Origin of the sequence: Vibrio clamense (assembly GCF_050337905.1) — a bacterium.
Classification (GTDB): domain Bacteria; phylum Pseudomonadota; class Gammaproteobacteria; order Enterobacterales; family Vibrionaceae; genus Vibrio; species Vibrio cortegadensis.
The window spans coordinates 240,086-256,856 of sequence record NZ_JAKJTJ010000018.1 but is presented as its reverse complement, the minus strand read 5'-3'; the positions used below and the strand labels follow the sequence as shown (position 1 = coordinate 256,856).

General features: G+C 42.7%; 14 protein-coding genes. 7 read left to right on the top strand and 7 right to left on the bottom strand.

What is annotated here, in order from left to right:
- Nucleotides 1–139 precede the first annotated feature (139 nt).
- Nucleotides 140–1,660: an acetaldehyde dehydrogenase ExaC gene (exaC, locus tag L4C39_RS01795; protein ID WP_017054613.1), complete on the top strand. Its 1,521-nt coding sequence runs from the start codon at nt 140–142 to the stop codon at nt 1,658–1,660.
- Nucleotides 1,661–1,875: 215 nt separating this feature from the next.
- Entirely contained in the window at nt 1,876–2,952 is a 1,077-nt protein-coding gene (locus L4C39_RS01790) for a threonine aldolase family protein (RefSeq protein ID WP_429744068.1), read from the top strand.
- A 53-nt stretch (nt 2,953–3,005) separates the two neighbouring features.
- Here the strand turns inward: L4C39_RS01790 and L4C39_RS01785 are convergent, their stop codons facing one another.
- The 4 genes from L4C39_RS01785 to L4C39_RS01770 form a co-directional block, all read right to left on the bottom strand.
- Nucleotides 3,006–4,700: an RluA family pseudouridine synthase gene (locus L4C39_RS01785; RefSeq protein WP_429744066.1), complete on the bottom strand. Its 1,695-nt coding sequence runs from the start codon at nt 4,698–4,700 to the stop codon at nt 3,006–3,008.
- Between the two features lie 133 nt (nt 4,701–4,833).
- Nucleotides 4,834–6,081, bottom strand: coding sequence for an iron-containing alcohol dehydrogenase (locus L4C39_RS01780; protein ID WP_429744064.1), 1,248 nt, complete (start codon nt 6,079–6,081; stop codon nt 4,834–4,836).
- Nucleotides 6,082–6,299: 218 nt separating this feature from the next.
- Complete coding sequence (gene yiaY / locus L4C39_RS01775; RefSeq protein ID WP_017054617.1) at nt 6,300–7,448, bottom strand: L-threonine dehydrogenase; 1,149 nt, start codon at nt 7,446–7,448, stop codon at nt 6,300–6,302.
- A gap of 332 nt (nt 7,449–7,780) precedes the next feature.
- Nucleotides 7,781–7,933, bottom strand: coding sequence for a hypothetical protein (locus L4C39_RS01770; protein ID WP_261889585.1), 153 nt, complete (start codon nt 7,931–7,933; stop codon nt 7,781–7,783).
- Nucleotides 7,934–8,145: 212 nt separating this feature from the next.
- Here L4C39_RS01770 and yjjG point away from each other — a divergent pair, with 212 nt between their 5' ends.
- Nucleotides 8,146–8,820 (top strand): pyrimidine 5'-nucleotidase, encoded by a 675-nt coding sequence (gene yjjG / locus L4C39_RS01765; protein WP_429744061.1) that lies wholly within the window; start codon nt 8,146–8,148, stop codon nt 8,818–8,820.
- A gap of 16 nt (nt 8,821–8,836) precedes the next feature.
- Here the strand turns inward: yjjG and L4C39_RS01760 are convergent, their stop codons facing one another.
- Complete coding sequence (locus L4C39_RS01760) at nt 8,837–11,011, bottom strand: diguanylate cyclase domain-containing protein (RefSeq protein ID WP_371711441.1); 2,175 nt, start codon at nt 11,009–11,011, stop codon at nt 8,837–8,839.
- Between the two features lie 200 nt (nt 11,012–11,211).
- Between L4C39_RS01760 and yddG the strand changes: the two genes are divergently transcribed.
- Complete coding sequence (gene yddG / locus L4C39_RS01755) at nt 11,212–12,114, top strand: aromatic amino acid DMT transporter YddG (protein ID WP_371711440.1); 903 nt, start codon at nt 11,212–11,214, stop codon at nt 12,112–12,114.
- A gap of 136 nt (nt 12,115–12,250) precedes the next feature.
- Here yddG and L4C39_RS01750 read toward each other — a convergent pair whose 3' ends face one another.
- Together L4C39_RS01750 and L4C39_RS01745 are read right to left on the bottom strand one after the other, a co-directional pair.
- Complete coding sequence (locus tag L4C39_RS01750; protein ID WP_017054622.1) at nt 12,251–13,153, bottom strand: cation diffusion facilitator family transporter; 903 nt, start codon at nt 13,151–13,153, stop codon at nt 12,251–12,253.
- Nucleotides 13,154–13,337: 184 nt separating this feature from the next.
- Nucleotides 13,338–14,216 (bottom strand): LysR family transcriptional regulator, encoded by an 879-nt coding sequence (locus L4C39_RS01745; protein WP_017054623.1) that lies wholly within the window; start codon nt 14,214–14,216, stop codon nt 13,338–13,340.
- 164 nt (nt 14,217–14,380) lie between these two features.
- Between L4C39_RS01745 and L4C39_RS01740 the strand changes: the two genes are divergently transcribed.
- From L4C39_RS01740 to L4C39_RS01730, 3 genes are all read left to right on the top strand, one after another.
- Nucleotides 14,381–14,974 (top strand): class I SAM-dependent DNA methyltransferase, encoded by a 594-nt coding sequence (locus L4C39_RS01740; protein WP_017054624.1) that lies wholly within the window; start codon nt 14,381–14,383, stop codon nt 14,972–14,974.
- Nucleotides 14,975–15,377: 403 nt separating this feature from the next.
- Nucleotides 15,378–16,043, top strand: coding sequence for a spondin domain-containing protein (locus tag L4C39_RS01735; RefSeq protein WP_429744305.1), 666 nt, complete (start codon nt 15,378–15,380; stop codon nt 16,041–16,043).
- Nucleotides 16,044–16,053: 10 nt separating this feature from the next.
- Entirely contained in the window at nt 16,054–16,740 is a 687-nt protein-coding gene (locus tag L4C39_RS01730) for a spondin domain-containing protein (protein ID WP_017054626.1), read from the top strand.
- Nucleotides 16,741–16,771: the final 31 nt, after the last annotated feature.

Sequence of the window (16,771 nt, the reverse complement as noted above, 5' to 3'; positions counted from 1 at the left end):
CAAGAGGCGCAAACTTGGTCTGTGAATTGCGTTATAGAAAATGAACAAGCGCAAAATTGAAGTCCGTTTAAAACACTAAATCGAAAGACAAATTAATCAAACTGACACATTGTGAACACATAAAAAGAGGGATCTCACTATGATTTATGCTCAACCTGGAACTGAAAATGCTGTTGTTGGCTTTAAGTCTCATTATGACAACTACATTGGCGGTGAGTGGGTCAAACCTGTTGGCGGTGAATACTTTGGAAATAAATCGCCCGTTAATGGTGAAGTCTATTGCCAAGTGGCGCGCTCAGGAGAAGCGGATATTAATTTGGCACTGGATGCTGCGCATGCGGTTAGGGCTTCTTGGGGAGCAACGAGTGTTACTGAACGTTCAAATATTTTACTGAAAATTGCTGACCGCGTTGAGCAACACCTTGAAGAGCTAGCAGTGGCAGAAACTTGGGAAAATGGCAAACCGGTTCGTGAAACGCTTGCGGCGGATTTACCATTGGTGGTTGATCATTTCCGCTATTTTGCTGGGTGCATTCGAGCACAAGAAGGTTCTGCGGCTGAATTAGATTCAAACACCGCGACTTATCATTTCCCTGAACCTGTCGGCGTGGTTGGGCAGATAATTCCATGGAATTTCCCAATGCTGATGGCGGCTTGGAAATTAGCTCCGGCTCTTGCGGCAGGCTGTTGTGTGGTTTTGAAACCAGCAGAACAAACACCCACCTCCATTCTTGTTCTGATGGAAAAAATAGGCGATCTTCTTCCTGCTGGTGTGGTAAACATTGTGAATGGTTACGGTGCCGAAGCGGGTCAGGCTCTTGCAACCAGTAACCGTGTTGCCAAGCTTGCATTTACAGGCTCAACCGATGTTGGGCACCATATTTTGAAATGTGCAGCAGAGAGTCTGATTCCATCCACTGTTGAGTTAGGAGGCAAATCGCCAAATATCTACTTCCCAGATATTTTTGATCACGAAGATGCCTATCTAGATAAATGTATCGAAGGGATGCTACTCGCCTTTTTCAATCAAGGGGAGGTATGTACGTGTCCATCTCGTGTGCTGATCCATGAATCTGTTTATGACAAATTCATTGCCAAAGTGGTGGCGCGAGCTCAAACGATCAAGCAAGGAAACCCACTGGACACTGACTGTCAGGTTGGAGCACAAGCATCACAAGAGCAGTTTGATAAGATCTTGAGCTACCTAGAAATTGGTAAGCAAGAAGGTGCGGAAGTCTTGATAGGCGGTGAGATCGCCCAGCAAGAAGAAGGACTAAACAAAGGTTACTATATCCAGCCGACTATGCTTGCAGGCCACAATAAAATGCGAGTTTTCCAAGAAGAGATATTTGGGCCAGTGATTGCAATTACGACCTTCAAAGATGAAGCAGAAGCGTTGGAAATAGCTAATGATACCGAATATGGCCTTGGTGCGGGTGTATGGACTCGTGATGCGAACTTAGCTTATCGAATGGGAAGGAACATAGAAGCAGGCCGTATTTGGGTAAATTGCTATCATGCCTATCCAGCACATGCTGCATTTGGTGGTTACAAAAAGTCAGGTATTGGACGTGAAACTCATAAAATGATGCTAGATCACTATCAAAATACCAAGAACTTGTTGATTAGCTATGATGTTAATCCACTGGGTTTCTTCTAGAGTGAACGATTTGCTCCTTATACTCATGTTTAGATAGTCATTTATTGTTCGATTCAATAAGCCCTCATTATCGGTTAATGGTGATGAGGGCTTTGTTGTTTGGAACGATGAATAATGGCATTGGCTAACCTCTGTTTTTGAAAGACGTTTTATGTTTGATTCCATCTGATCATGGTAATCTGCTGCTGTTGAATTGAATAAATATGGACAGAGAAATGGCGAAGGATTTACGTGCTCAGTGCAATGTGGTGGTTTCAGGAAATGAGGAGCTTTCGCCTGCATTACTATTTCAGAAAATGGCTCAGTGGTGTGAAGCGAATAATGTTGAACATGACATTTATGGGGAAGGGGAATTAATACAAGGTTTTGAACAAAAAGTCGCGGATTTACTTGGTTTTGAATCTGCGGTTTTTGTTGTGACAGGCACAATGACTCAACCAACCGCTCTTCAACTTGTTTGCCAAGAGAAGAACAATAATTTAGTCGCGATGCATCCTTCAAGCCATATCTATTGCCATGAACGGCAAGGTTATCAACTTCAAAATCGGTTTAATATTCTTCCCATTGGCGATCCATTTAGAACATGGGGAGTGAGTGATCTTACTCATTGGCCTGATGATATCGCAGCTGTTTTATACGAGTTGCCGATGCGTGAAATTGGTGGTCAGTTACCTAAGTGGGATGAGTTACAAGCCGTCAAAGATCACTGTTTGCAGCAAGGAGTACATTTACACATGGATGGCGCTCGTTTGTGGGAGTGTGCGGCGTACTACCAGAAGAGCTACCAAGAAATTGCTCAAGGCTTTAATACCGCTTATGTCTCGTTGTATAAGGGCATTAATGGTTTGGGGGGCTCGCTGTTATTAGGAGATAAAGCGTTTATTGAAAAAGCGTCGATGTGGATGAAAAGGCAAGGGGGAAATGTTTATCATCGCAGTCCCTATATTGCCTCTGCGGCGATGCAGTTTGACGAAAGACTTACACAGATGCCTGCTCTATATGAACGCACGCAACAGATCTATCAGTTATTCTCTGAATATCCTTTATTCACTTTAAACCCATCACAACCGCAGGCAAATATGCTGCATTTCTATCTGCCCGTTAGCTATGAGAATGCTCTGGTTCTGCGTAACCGACTCGCTGAAGAGAAAGGTATTTGGCTCGGTTACCCGCAAATTACGGCATTGCCAGATCAGTCAATGATAGAGTGGTATGTGGGGGATCGCCTATTAGCAATGTCTGATAGAGAGTTGAAAAGTATTTTAGATTGGCTAGTACATGAAATGGCGTAAGTAACGCATGGCTGAAATAAGTAGGGGAGTGACTGTCTCTCCCCCTTTCCATTTTAAAAGTCAGCTTCAGCTTGAAATTGCATAATTTCTTTTGTGATCGGGTGTTCAAGCTCTAGAGTTTCAGCATGCAGATGAAGACGATCTGCTTTTAAGCCATACAAATCGTCCCCAACAATCGGCATGTTTAAACCTAAATGATGGGCACAATGGACGCGAAGTTGATGGGTTCTACCTGTTTTTGGATACAAATGAACTTTGGTTTTTCCAGATTGACGTCCCACCACTTGCCACTTGGTCTCGGCGAGTTTTCCATGTTCAAAACATACTAACTGCCTTGGTCGGTCGTAGAGATCACCGCGCATTGGTAGTGTAATCACGCCTTCATCTTGCTCTAATTCACCATCAATAAGTGCGACATAGCGTTTTTTTACACTACGGCTGATAAACTGTTTTTGTAAGCTTTTGTTTGCTCGTTTTGAAAGAACAATCACCATTAATCCAGATGTCGACATGTCTAAACGGTGCACAATGAGCGGCCCTGTTGCATCGGGAAATTGTTGTTTCATGCGTAGATAAACAGAATCTTCGATGGTTTTCCCTGGAACAGAAAGGAATTCGGCGGGCTTGTTTACAACTGCGATGTCGTCATCTTGATAAATAATCTCGACAGTTTTTCCTTCGGCAGGGTTATTCAGTAGGGGATTATCATCAATCTCCATTCCCTCAAGCATGTGACCTAATATGGGGTGGCATTTCCCCATACATGCTGCGTAGAATTTTTTATGTTGACGTATTTCAGACTTAGGTGCGCTGCCCCACCAAAACTCGGCCATTGCGATAGGCTTCATCTTATGTTTAAAAGCAAATTGCAGCAGTTTTGGTGCCGCACATTCGCCAGCACCTGCGGGTGGAACGTGGTTTGGCATCTGCTTGAAAATCGCCCCTAAGCTTTTTTCTTCGCCATCGATCTTTAAGAATCGATATTGATCGAACAGCTTGTTTTGTAAAGCATTGGAAAGTTGCTTACGGGTCTGTTTTAGATCCACGATCGGATCCGTGACGCTCAGTAATTGCTGCTGCGCGAGATCAATTCTCTCTTGCCAGTGTGATTTAAGGGCTTTGAGCTGATTTTTTTCTGCGACACTCTCTCTGCTCAGTTGAATACTGAGAGCGGTAAAGTCGTCATCGGTTAAATTCGTTTCACCTTGAGCTCGTCGCTCCTTTCTCGATTTTCTACCCTCAATCATCAAGTTGCGATGAGCTTCAATTTCCGCTAATGAATTGGCTGTTTCTGATGCAAGGTGTCGTTCGTATTCATCAATTTTGGGATCTGCTTGTAACTCTTTCAACCTGTTGCTTACTTGGGTTACTTCATCCAGTTCGTTTCTGAAAAAGCCATCTTCAGCGAGCATATCAAACACAGGTGGCACAAAATGAGGCAGTAAGTTGCGGTCTGCAATTTTTCCAGAAAAAGCAGAAAGGAAGCCGATCTCGCCTTGAGGATTCTCGACAACCAACACACCGAACATTTTTCCTATTGCGGGTGCTGCTGGATCTTGCGCATCCTCGGCTACACCGAAATTATGTTGCCATTCTGTTTGAGAGAGCAAATGCTGTTGAAGTTGTTCAGCAGCCAGAATGCACAAGGGATGTGGTTGATAGTAAAATGGAAACGTAAAACGCTCAGGAAAAGTATAGGTTTCAATGGATTGATTGAAAGGGGTAAAGCAGTCTGTTGAGCTGTGCATGGTTTTCTATCTTTTTGAGCGAGTAGTGATAATTGGCAATGGTGAAACAAGGCACCTGCAATGTGAGGCGCCAAGTTTAACTCTTCACTTTAGATAGGTCACGATATTGTTAGGCCACGATATTGCCAAATTACTATTTTGGCTCTGGCAGGGCTTCATCCATAACAGTGACTGGAGTCATCATGGATCTTAAAAGTTGTTCGCACTGCTTTTTGCCCATATAAACAGGGACAGGGTAGTTATGGTGAGCTTCTTTGAGAGCAAGTTTCGCCAAATGTGATATATCATTTTCAACCAACATATCTAGCGTTGCTGGGATTTTTAATTGTAGCTGCAATTGTCGGACAAGTTGAATGAAAGCTTGCGCTTGTTCTGATTCTGACATCTCTTCATTTGAGTTGCTGGTGGCGCGAAATAGTTCAGCCAATTGAGGCTGTGTCGCATGTTGGGAAAAGTCTAAAACGTAGGGTAGAACAATAGCGTTTGCAAGCCCGTGAGGCACACCGTATAACGCACCGAGATTATGGGATATAGCATGTACGTAACCCAAGCTCGCTTTCGTAAAGGCAAGGCCAGCGTAGTAAGACGCTATAGCCATGTTTTGTCTGGCCACTAAGTTTTCACCATTTTCATAGGCTAGGGGCAGATTTGTCATGACGAGTTTGACCGCTGCTAGCGCATAACCGTTGGTCTCATTTGTTGCGTTCATAGATAGGTAAGATTCAATCGCATGAGTGAGCGCATCCATCCCGGTCGCCGCCGTGATTGGGCGGGGAAGACCTGCCATGATGCTAGGATCGAGAGCGGCCATCATGGGAACAAGTTTGGGATCAATTAAAGGCGTTTTCTGATGAGAGTCCGGATCTGACACCACGGCGGCAATCGTCACTTCAGATCCAGTTCCAGCGGTTGTTGGGATTGCAAATAGAGGGGCAGGGGTTTTCCATACTCGAAACAATCCGGCAAGTTTATGAATCGGTTTTGGGTTATGAACTTTTGCCGCGATGACTTTGGCGGTATCTATGGGCGAGCCACCTCCAACCGCAAGAATACCATCACACTCACAGCGCAAGTAAATTCTTAGCCCTGCTTCCACTTGTAAATAGGTCGGGTCGGGCTGGACTTGGCTAAAAATGGCCATTTCCACACCACGGTCTTGAAGGGCTTGCTGGATCGGTTTGAGTAAGCCTAATCGCACAATGCTTTCGTCTGTGACAAGCAGTAGCTTTTTTATCCCAATGAGTGATATCGCTTCACACAACTCTATCGATGATCCCACACCCGTAAATAGCGTGGGCTTAGGCATAGGAATCACTTTCGCCGCTACTTTGAGCGCTTTCATGTAACTTTTGTATCCAAAAAGCTGTATTTGAGTCGGCATTCGATGTCCTTGCTATGCTTTATTTCAATTAACAATAACAAAGGAATTAGAGTTGGTTAGTTCTTGAGCGCAATTATTTGTAATCAAGCACAGTTTTATTGTGAATTGGCAGCATTAGCAATGCAAAGTAGAGATGAAATCGGACGCGAATATAGGCATGAAATGAAAAAGCCCTGAACAGAATTCAGGGCTTTGATTAGGGCAAGGGTAACTAAACGTTACATAGCAGCTTCAAAGATTGCAGAAATTTCTTCGTGCGTTGCTTGTTTAGGGTTAGTGAAACCACAAGCATCTTTAAGTGCGTTATCAGCAAGAACAGAGATGTCTTCTAGTTTCGCACCAAGGTCTTTAAGACCAGCAGGGATACCAACATCTTTAGAAAGTACGTTGATTGCTTCAAGAGCAGCGTTAGCACCGTCTTCAGCACTCATACCTTCAACATCAACACCCATTGCTTTTGCAACATCACGTAGGCGCTCAGGACATACTTGTGCGTTGTAGCGTTGTACGTGAGGAAGAAGTACTGCGTTACATACACCGTGTGGAAGGTCGTAGAAACCACCTAGTTGGTGTGCCATTGCGTGTACGTAGCCCAGTGAAGCGTTGTTAAATGCCATACCTGCCATGAACTGTGCGTAAGCCATTTGGTCGCGAGCTTCAAGATCGTCACCGTTTGCAACTGCTGTACGTAGGTGCGCTTGGATTAGTTCAATCGCTTTAATCGCTACCGCGTCAGTGATTGGCGTTGCCGCGATAGAAACGTAAGCTTCGATTGCGTGAGTCAGTGCGTCCATACCTGTTGCTGCTGTTAGAGAAGCAGGCTTAGCAAGCATTAGCATTGGGTCATTTACAGAGATAAGTGGAGTCGTGTGCTTATCTACGATAGCCATTTTGATGTGACGAGCTTCATCAGTGATGATGCAGAAGCGAGTCATTTCAGAAGCCGTACCTGCAGTCGTGTTGATTGCGATAAGTGGTAGCATTGGTTTTGCAGATTGGTCTACGCCTTCGTAATCGCCGATTTGACCGCCGTTAGCCGCAACAAGAGCTACGCCTTTAGCACAATCGTGTGGAGAACCGCCACCAAGAGAGATTACAAAATCACACTCATTTGCAGAAAGCAGTTCAAGACCCGCTTTTACGTTACCAGTTGTTGGGTTTGGTTGAGTTCCGTCAAATACAACAGTAGCAACTTCACGTTCGTTAAGAAGATCTTGAACTTGTTTCACAACACCAATTTGGTTTAGCACTTTATCAGTAACGATTAGGCCTTTTTTGAAGCCTTGAGATTTGATGCTGTCAGCTGCATCAGTTAGGCAGCCTGCGCCCATTAAGTTAATTGCTGGAATGAAAAATGCACTAGCCATTGGATAACTCCGTTAGTAAATATTGAATTTTGTATAGTTGTTGAATTGGGTTTAGCTTGTCACATAGGGGGACTTTTCATTTTTGATCTGAGACAATTTACAAAAGGTACTACCACTTTAGAGTAATAGAGTGTGAGCCCCCTCACTAAGCAATCGGTTGGTTTTTTTACGTGGTACAAAAATGAAAATTGACATTGATAAGACGCAATCGGTTAACCAACAGAAAGTGATATTACCCTTTGCTATCATAGTGTTATAGGAGTCACAAAAAAGAGCCGCATAAAATATGCGACTCTTTATTTAAAACAAATTATGGCTTTTTATTGAGCAAGTTATGTCGGGTTATTCATATCCGATGGCGCTTCATCACTGGGGCAGACACTGTCATTTTCTTGCTCTTCATCTTCTTGGTCATCTAATTCCGAATCATAATACTTTACAACAAAAGGCGTTAACATTACGGATGATGGTAAAAAATGCTTCATATTGGACTCCAATAACAGCTGAATTTAGCTTACGTTATAGAGGCTAAGTCAGTTGCATAAGTTGCGTTGCATCATTTCTTATTGCGCTTTTCAACTAGGTTTAATGTTTTTGATCTTTGCTCACAGTTTTTAAGGTCGTGAAAATCATTGAAGAGAAGAACATTCAGTAAAAAACAATTACACTACAGCGCAATAAAAATAAGGGAAACGACATGAAGTACGATTGGATTTTATTTGATGCGGATGAAACGCTGTTCCACTTTGATGCTTTTAAAGGAATGCAGCTTATGTTTTCTCGATTGGGCGTTGATTTCAATGCGCAAGATTTTGCGGTCTACCAAGAAGTGAACCAGCCATTATGGGTTGATTACCAAAATGGTGTCATCACAGCAAGCGAGCTCAAGTACACTCGTTTTCAGAGTTGGGCCGATCAATTAGAAACAACAACGGCAGCATTGAATAGTGCATTCTTAGAAGCGATGGCCGATATTTGTACACTATTGCCCGGAGCAAAAGAGTTGATGGAAGCCCTAAATGGAAAAGTGAAGATGGGCATCATCACGAACGGCTTTACTGAACTGCAAGCCATTCGTTTGGAACGAACAGGGATGAGTGATTACTTCTCTCATGTGGTTATTTCAGAAGAAGTGGGCATCGCTAAGCCTGATATTGGTATTTTTGAACATACCCATAATCTGATCGGTCGACCAGAAAAGCAGAGAGTGTTGATGGTCGGCGATAACCCGTATTCAGATGTGCTTGGTGGGTTAAACTTTGGAATTGAGACATGTTGGCTGAATACAGCTGAAGCGATGAAACCTGAACATATCAACCCTAATTACCAGGTTAGATCCTTGTCTGAATTGCAAGGCATTTTGCTAGGGTAACTCACTGTTGTGCCGCTTATGGCACAACAGCAAAGCTTTCTATGTCGGTTGTGTCTTCAATATCGGTTGTATCTTCGATGTGCATGTGTGCTCGTCCATGTGCTTTTACTTTGTATAGCGCATCATCAGCGGTTTGAATCAATAAGTGTGCGTTGCTGTTTTTCAGTGTATTGACATCAAAAATAGCGCCACCGATCGAAAAACTTATTCGATCGCTACAATAAGAGTTTGCATGAGCAATATAAAGTTGCTCTGTTTTTTCTTGTAGTGAGGTCGTCAATTCAATAATAGTTTCACTGCTATCTGCAGGCAGTAGCACCAAGAACTCATCTCCCCCATAGCGGAATACTTTGTGATTTGGTTTGTCGAAATGCGAACTAAGTAACTTGGCTAAGGTGACAAGTACGTTATCCCCTTGTAAGTGCCCGTATCGATCATTGTATTGCTTGTAGTAATCGATATCGATTAACAAGATACCAAGTTTCTGTGTTCCTTTAACCGCCTCTGTTTGTTCAATGATCGACTCAACAAGAGATTTACGATTGAATAAACCACTGAGAGGGTCGATCAACACCAGCTTTTCAAGCTCTCCTTGCTGCTGTATCAGAAGTCGTTGCTGCGCTTTATTCTGCAATCCAACCGTCAGGTATGAGCATAAATGTTTGAATAAGGAGAGGTGGTAATCTCGATAAGCCAACTCTTTTTGACTCTGTACCGACATAACACCAAGGATCTGACCATCAAGTATTAGAGGCAACATAATGATGGATGGAAACTTACCTTCTTCATCCTCAATTTTGTCATCTACATAAGCGATAGATTCAGGTTGTTTTCCAGTCAATTGTTCAAAAACACGGTCATTAAATTGCCCATGAGTAAACGAGTGTCGAGTTTCTATACAATAAGTGCTTAGTGTTTGTGTCTTGTTGCAATTGATGGTGAAGGCGTCTAATAAGCGCCCATTTACCACGCAATGGGAATAATCCAAGATATGTAAATCGGCATGATAAGTGGCTAACGCAAGCGAGCTGATTGGCATCACTAAACTTAAGTCGTCGTATAACCTCATGATGAGATCATCCATCGATTTATGTGAGGCGATGTACTCACCAATAGAAGCAATGAGCTCAAGGTTAGACTCAATAGATTGCGCACTCTCAAGCTTAACTCGATCTGAGTTTAATTGATAAAGCTGTGAAAGGTAGCTTTTGTCTTTTTTCGTATGCAATTCAATGGAGAGCGTTTGTAACTCGTAGGCCCGCTTAATCAATTGGTATTTGTAATGTTCAGAACCAATCATTTCACTTTGCCTAAATATGATATTGGAAAAGCTTTGAATGGTTGCGGTGCTTCCTAACTGTTTCGCAAGTCTAATTCCATGTGATAAATAGGGTTCAAGTGCTCTATCCGGGAAATGATGGAGCAAGCACAGACAATATTCTTCAATCGCGTTTAGCATTTGAACATCGTCATTTATCTCTTCTGCACATTTTATGGTTTTGAAAAAATAGATTAGAGCACTGGAGTAGTCCTGTTTGATCTCCAAATAGGATGCGTAAGCACTGTAATAAAATAGCTGCCCTAATTGATTGGGGTAGGTTTCAAGGTTCTGCTTAAATTGTGAAAATAATTGAGCGCTTTTCTCTGTGTTACCAAGAATGGCATGGAGGTAAGCTAAATTCGTCACAATGGGTGTATAGCTAATGCATTCCTGATGCTCTATTTCTCGATACGCAAGAGCGAAATAAGAGCATGCTTGATCGTAGTCAGCCGCGTCTAGAAAGAGCATGCCAAATGTATTGTAGACCCGAGACGCTAGATTGGACTGGTTATGCTCTTTGCATTTGATGGCATTCGAAAGTGATGCAATGGCTTTACTGCTATCACCGATACGGTACAGGGCTAAACCAATAATAAAGTGTAGAGAGTTTTCTAATGTGACATAGCGATATTGCTGTGCGAGATCGAGAGCATGAATGTGCGTTTTAAGTGCTCGGTTAAAAAGCCCCTGACGATAAAGAATGTAGCCAGAAAAGAACAGCTCATAAGCGGTCGGAATGACAACATTATTGGCTTTTGCGTATTGCTCAACTTGTTGATATATCTCTTTTGCATTTTGACAAGAAGGTGCATCAATAATAGTTTGTAAGCTGTTATTGAGATAAAGTTTAAAGTTGTATGACACGAGCATTTTAAGAGTCCTCTCTAGATCCAGACGATTGTATGCAGTGTGATCAATATAATAAAGCGATAATTGTTAATATTTTGATGCAGAAGCCGTTATGTTGATGATTACTTTTCAGCATTTATCCAAGTAACCACCTTATTTACAAGGTCATACAGTAAGTATTACGCTTATGTGTACTGTTTGTTCGAAATAATTTAAAGGGAATGCTTTTGTTTGTTAAATATCGTTTTACACTCTTTGGCTGTGCCGCCATTCTCTTTTGGAGCTGTTTAACGGCTCTATCGCGTAATGTCACTGAACAGTTAGGCCCTGTAGGAGGTGCTGCTTGCTTATATACCGTCAGTGCTATTTTTTTATTACTGGTCATGGGGCCTCCGAAACTTAAAGGATTATCAGCCTCTTATGTTTTAGTTGGAGGAGGCTTGTTTGTTGTTTATGAGATTTTCCTAACCTTAGCGCTTGGTATGGCAAATGATCGTTTACAAGCAATGGAAATGGCGGTGATCAATTATTTATGGCCTGCATTCACGGTGTTATTTGCTGTGCTTACTAGCCCTAAAAAAACCAGTTGGCTTGTTTACCCTAGCATTATATTGGCTTTTTTTGGCGTAGCGTGGAGCATTAGTGGAGACGATGGACTGACGATCAGTAAGATCGTAGCTAACGTCGCGACGAACCCCGCCACTTATGCTATGGCGTTTTTTGGGGCGATCATATGGGCGATCTATTGCAACTTAACTAAACGTTTAGCTAATGGTCAAAATGCCATTACTCTTTTTTTCTCGGCAACGGCAATCGTCTTGTGGATCCAATATGGGCTGAGTGACGAGGCAGGCATGACATTTAGCTTAGGTGCCGGAGTAGATCTCTTGTTGGCTGGTTTGGTTATGGGAAGTGGTTACGCGCTTTGGAATATCGCCATAATTGGTGGAAATATGATGCTATTGGCAACCATGTCCTACTTTACCCCTATATTTTCAACATTCTTGTCTTCGCTGATTTTAGGTGTCTCTTTAAGCTCTACCTTCTGGCAAGGTGTCGTAATGGTGACGGTGGGATCTCTGGTGTGCTATTGGGTAACAAAAGATAAGTCAATAAAAGCGTAACTCATTAAATTTAATAAAAGCATAAGCCTAAGGTGAGGCTTATGTTTTTCACTAGAAATTGCTCGTAATTAGATACTGCTCTTCATTAGATATTGGCTTATTGGCGTGCTGAGTCATTGCGAGACAGTGAAATCTATTAGCTCGCAATATTTAGGTTTAGCTGAAGCTCAAAAGGAAGAGTAGATAAACGGCGATGCAAATTTTTTCGAGTACGTGCAATCTCGGTTGCAGCAATGCTATTACTCGCACAAGAGTGGACATCAACCGTCACTCTTAATTCTTGTCCCACTTTAGTGACGCCTGCTAACTCCAATTTTGCATTAGCTTCGCTGTCGCTATTCACGGCGTTAATTTCTTCATCAACTTTATCGCAAATCTCTCTATTTGGTGCCATGTTGAGCAATTCACGGACCGCACCTTTCAACATATCAAAAGGTACCTTGATAAAGTAGAACGACATCAACACCATCATCATGGGATCAGCATAAACAGAGTAAGCTGAGAAAGGTGACAATGTCACTAACCATGCTGCCACAAAGCCTGCTGTAACCGCAACACTGAGTAGCGTGTCCATTTGCCACTGTTTAGATTCCGCTTCAATCAATCCAGACGAGAAAGTACGACTCTTACGAGCAATATACCACCACGCATAACCACAACCGACCACATTGATTACGCCAAACAGAGTCGCAATCGACGCATCGACTTCGCGTCCACCATTAAAGAGCGCAATAATGGCTGAATAGAGAGAGAAGCCAACGACCGTTAATATTACCGCTCCTTTGATCGCAATAACGATGGGCTCAATAACGGCACGGCCATGTGGGAAAGAGGCGTCAGACGGTTTTTGAATGTATTTGGATGCGGCGAGTGACAATAATGTTAACAGTAAACTGACGAGAGAATAAACACCGTCAAATACGATTACTAAGGAGCCAACCAATAGACCAAGAACTAAACCACCGATAGCAAAGCCTGATGCTAAAAGGGCTGAAAAGATAAGAACTCGATTTTCGTTTTGGTTTGTCCTAGCACACATACAAATAATCCTAATTGGGAACACGCCTTCATTGTTCGCATCTTAGGCTAAATATACAATTGGTATCTGGCTGATATCATAGAGGATTGAAAGAGATAACTAATTAACCATTAATAAACAGATGCTTAGGTGGGATTTTGGCTGTCATTAAAATTGACGCTGACTGATGGTTATACCGCGTTAGTTAGAAGTCGAAGAGATAATCGCTCAATTTATCAGCTAGCCAAGTCATCCCTGGGTGCTCTGCCATGCCTGCGGCGGTTAACATGCAGTAATCCTCTTGTGTTAGACCATAGGTGTGTTTAATGACCGCAATATCTTGCTGGCGGAGATGATGGCGAATGAGTGGTTCAGGTAATACCCCCCATGCATCTTCGGCCAAAATGGTATTGAGCATGTAATCAAAACTCGAAAAACCAAGGTAACGCAGAGAAAAAGGTTGAAGTTCAGGGTTATCTTTTTCGTTGAGATAGCTCATAGAGACTTGCATCGCATTACGTAAGTTAGCATCGGAGACCCGGCGCATTTTACTGAGAGGGTGGCTGGCTCGACACACCGACATCATGCGAATTTTACCTAATGGGTGATAGCTGATCCTTGGATCATTGTTTCGTTCATAATCGACACCGAAGGCAAAGTCTACCTGTTGGGTCTCAACTAAATTGGCGAGATCACCACTCGATGCCAAAACAATATTAAATGAAGTTGAGGGGTAGCGCTTGTTGAGATCCAGCGACAGCTCTTGCCACATTTCATCAGGCAAAGAGTCATCGCGTGCAATCCAAATCTCCGCATTAAACTCACCTGAAACATGAGAACAAGTCTGTTTGATTCTTGCCGCAGTGACCAACAAATCTTCACAGTCTTTATAAATGGCTTTACCGGCTTCAGATAAAGTTAAATTGTTGCCACTACGAGTAAAAAGTTGAATATTGAGTTCTTTCTCAAACGCTTTAATCGCCATGCTGAGCTTAGTACGATTGCATTCAAGTTGGCGAGCAGCTTCCGAAACGGAACCAAGATCGGCAACGGTGCAGAATGCTTGAACTTGAGAAAGATTCATGAATATACCTAGATAAATACGACTCACCTAGAATACTTAATTATCGTTATGTTGCATACGACAGATTTGTGCAAAAGATTGGGCAATAACGCTATGAACTTGGAATCATTTTGGTTTACTCTATCGGTAGTTCCCGAATACAAGAAGTTACGATGGAGGCCATGATGGCAAACGAATGGGATGAATACGCAGTTAACTGGGAAAAAGATCAAGCTACGGGGCAGTTTTCGCAGTCTGTATTCAATGAGCTGGAAAAGCTCATAAACCTTGAAGATGTTCGTGTATTAGATTTTGGTTGTGGTACGGGCTTATTAAGCCAAAAACTCTCTCCACTAGTCAAAGACATTGTCGCGATAGACGGGTCTGAAGCCATGGTAGAAGAGTTGGACAAAAAAGAGTTACCTAATGTTGAACCTGTTGTGGACCTGCTGTCACGAGGTTTAGCTGCGCAGCACCCTGCGTTTAGACGTCAATTTGATTTGGTTGTGGCATCATCAGTATGTGGTTTTCTCCCAAATTTCCAAGATAGTGTGAGCTTAATTTATACTCTCTTGGAAGATGATGGTCTGTTTGTTCACTGGGATTGGTTAGTTGAAGATGAAAATGCTAACTATGGTCTCAGCGTACAAAAAATTGAAAATGTCTTATCAGCCGCTGGTTTTGATGATGTACAAGTGTCAGTTCCGTTTGAAATTGATGCAGGCAAAGGGGCACAGAAAGTGGTCATGGGTGTCGGTCGAAGAGGTGCGTTTCAGTAACCTTGATTTCAATATCGTCGAGTTGAGTATCGTCGCTCTAAATACCAAAGAAAATACTTCCCTTATAATTGAATTGTTTCGCAGTTGCTTTTTAAAAGTGACTGCGGCAATTTATCTTCAGTCTTCAGTCTTCAGTCTTCAGTCTTCAGTCTTCAGTCTTCAGTCTTCAGTCTTCAGTCTTTCTATTATTCAATTTTTCTATAACTAATTGTTTTATGGTTATATTTGTAAAGTTATTCGTGCTGAGAATGGATTTTCTTCTATAAAATAACGCTTGTGAGAAATTTATGAGATTTATGTGAGGGTGCTGCTAGATCTCACAACCATCATCATTGTGTCGAAAACAATTTATTTCGAAACATAGGATGGACAGAACATGGAAAATACTAAAAAACTCACCCCAATGATGACCGCATCTTTAGCCGTTGTCGGTATGCTTTCAAGTGTTAGCACACAAGCCGCAGATTTGGACATTACGCTGACTAATGCCACTAAAGGTATTTACTTCACACCAATTCTTGTTGCCGCGCATGACTCAACTATTTCGCTATTTAAAACAGGTGAATCGGCAAGTGCTGAGTTAGAGGCGATGGCAGAGGGTGGTGATATTTCAGGGTTGTCATCTGCTGTGACGAACGCTGGTGGGGTTGTGGAAGAAAATCCAGCATCAGGGATCTTGAATCCGGGCGTCTCTGCTTCTGTTTCAATTGATACTGGCTCTCATCAATATCTTTCATTAGGCGCGATGCTGCTACCAACGAACGATGGTTTTGTTGGTTTAGATAGCTGGAAAATTCCGACAGAACCGGGCACTTATAAAGTCTCCTTAAATGGCTATGATGCTGGTACTGAAGCGAATGATGAATTATCGGCAAGTATGCCAAATCCTCCATTTATCACTTTTGGTGCAAACGGAACGGGAGTTGAAACAGCAGTGACTAATAGTAAAGTTCATATTCATCCTGGGAACCTTGGGGACAGCGATGCAACGGGTGGTAAGAGCGACCTAGATTCAAGCAGTCATCGTTGGTTAAATCCTGTGGCGACTCTGACAATTACGGTTAACTAAGGAGCTCGCTATGAAATATCGTGCATTAATACTTGCGGCTTCGGTGGGACTATTAGCAGGGTGTCCTGATGACTCCGATAAAGACCTAATCCAAACATTTACCATTACGGTTGAGAACCAAACGGCCAATCAGCCAATGTCGCCTTTGGTTGTTCTTGGGCATAACAGTGATTATCACTTATTTAATATTGGGCAAGCCTCTTCTGTTGCGTTGGAGATGTTGGCTGAGTCTGGTGATAACAGCATGCTGCTTGATAGAGTCAATACCAACAGTGATGTGTATCAAGCTAAGGCGGGGGCGGGTTTAATTCTTCCGGGAGCATCAGACACTGTGTCGATCACGCTTAACCCTTATCAATCGTCGCATCTCTCTTTAGCGAGTATGTTGGTGAATACCAATGATGCTTTTGTCGGGGAAACCGATCTTAAAACAACAGGGTTTAGTGTTGGTCAAAGTTACACCATGTCTATGGATGTTTGGGATTCGGGAACGGAAGCGAATTCCGAAACTGCGGCGACTGTTCCGGGCCCTGCAGGCGGTGGGGAAGGCTTTAACAGCGCAAGAGATGATAACGACATCGTTACCTTTCATTCAGGCGTTATAAGCCAAGATGATGGGTTGGCTGCATCTGCACTGAATGCGACACATCGCTTCTTAAATCCGGGGGCAAAACTGATCATTACCCGAGTTAAGTAACCTTAATTATCATTTTGTGAAATATTTCCTC

Excerpts from the sequence above, each read along its gene's own strand:
- exaC (WP_017054613.1), top strand. The coding sequence starts at position 140 with ATGATTTATGCTCAACCTGGAACTGAAAATGCTGTTGTTGGCTTTAAG.
- L4C39_RS01790 (WP_429744068.1), top strand. The coding sequence starts at position 1,876 with ATGGCGAAGGATTTACGTGCTCAGTGCAATGTGGTGGTTTCAGGAAAT.
- L4C39_RS01785 (WP_429744066.1), bottom strand. The coding sequence starts at position 4,700 with ATGCACAGCTCAACAGACTGCTTTACCCCTTTCAATCAATCCATTGAA.
- L4C39_RS01780 (WP_429744064.1), bottom strand. The coding sequence starts at position 6,081 with ATGCCGACTCAAATACAGCTTTTTGGATACAAAAGTTACATGAAAGCG.
- yiaY (WP_017054617.1), bottom strand. The coding sequence starts at position 7,448 with ATGGCTAGTGCATTTTTCATTCCAGCAATTAACTTAATGGGCGCAGGC.
- L4C39_RS01770 (WP_261889585.1), bottom strand. The coding sequence starts at position 7,933 with ATGAAGCATTTTTTACCATCATCCGTAATGTTAACGCCTTTTGTTGTA.
- yjjG (WP_429744061.1), top strand. The coding sequence starts at position 8,146 with ATGAAGTACGATTGGATTTTATTTGATGCGGATGAAACGCTGTTCCAC.
- L4C39_RS01760 (WP_371711441.1), bottom strand. The coding sequence starts at position 11,011 with ATGCTCGTGTCATACAACTTTAAACTTTATCTCAATAACAGCTTACAA.
- yddG (WP_371711440.1), top strand. The coding sequence starts at position 11,212 with ATGCTTTTGTTTGTTAAATATCGTTTTACACTCTTTGGCTGTGCCGCC.
- L4C39_RS01750 (WP_017054622.1), bottom strand. The coding sequence starts at position 13,153 with ATGTGTGCTAGGACAAACCAAAACGAAAATCGAGTTCTTATCTTTTCA.
- L4C39_RS01745 (WP_017054623.1), bottom strand. The coding sequence starts at position 14,216 with ATGAATCTTTCTCAAGTTCAAGCATTCTGCACCGTTGCCGATCTTGGT.
- L4C39_RS01740 (WP_017054624.1), top strand. The coding sequence starts at position 14,381 with ATGGCAAACGAATGGGATGAATACGCAGTTAACTGGGAAAAAGATCAA.
- L4C39_RS01735 (WP_429744305.1), top strand. The coding sequence starts at position 15,378 with ATGATGACCGCATCTTTAGCCGTTGTCGGTATGCTTTCAAGTGTTAGC.
- L4C39_RS01730 (WP_017054626.1), top strand. The coding sequence starts at position 16,054 with ATGAAATATCGTGCATTAATACTTGCGGCTTCGGTGGGACTATTAGCA.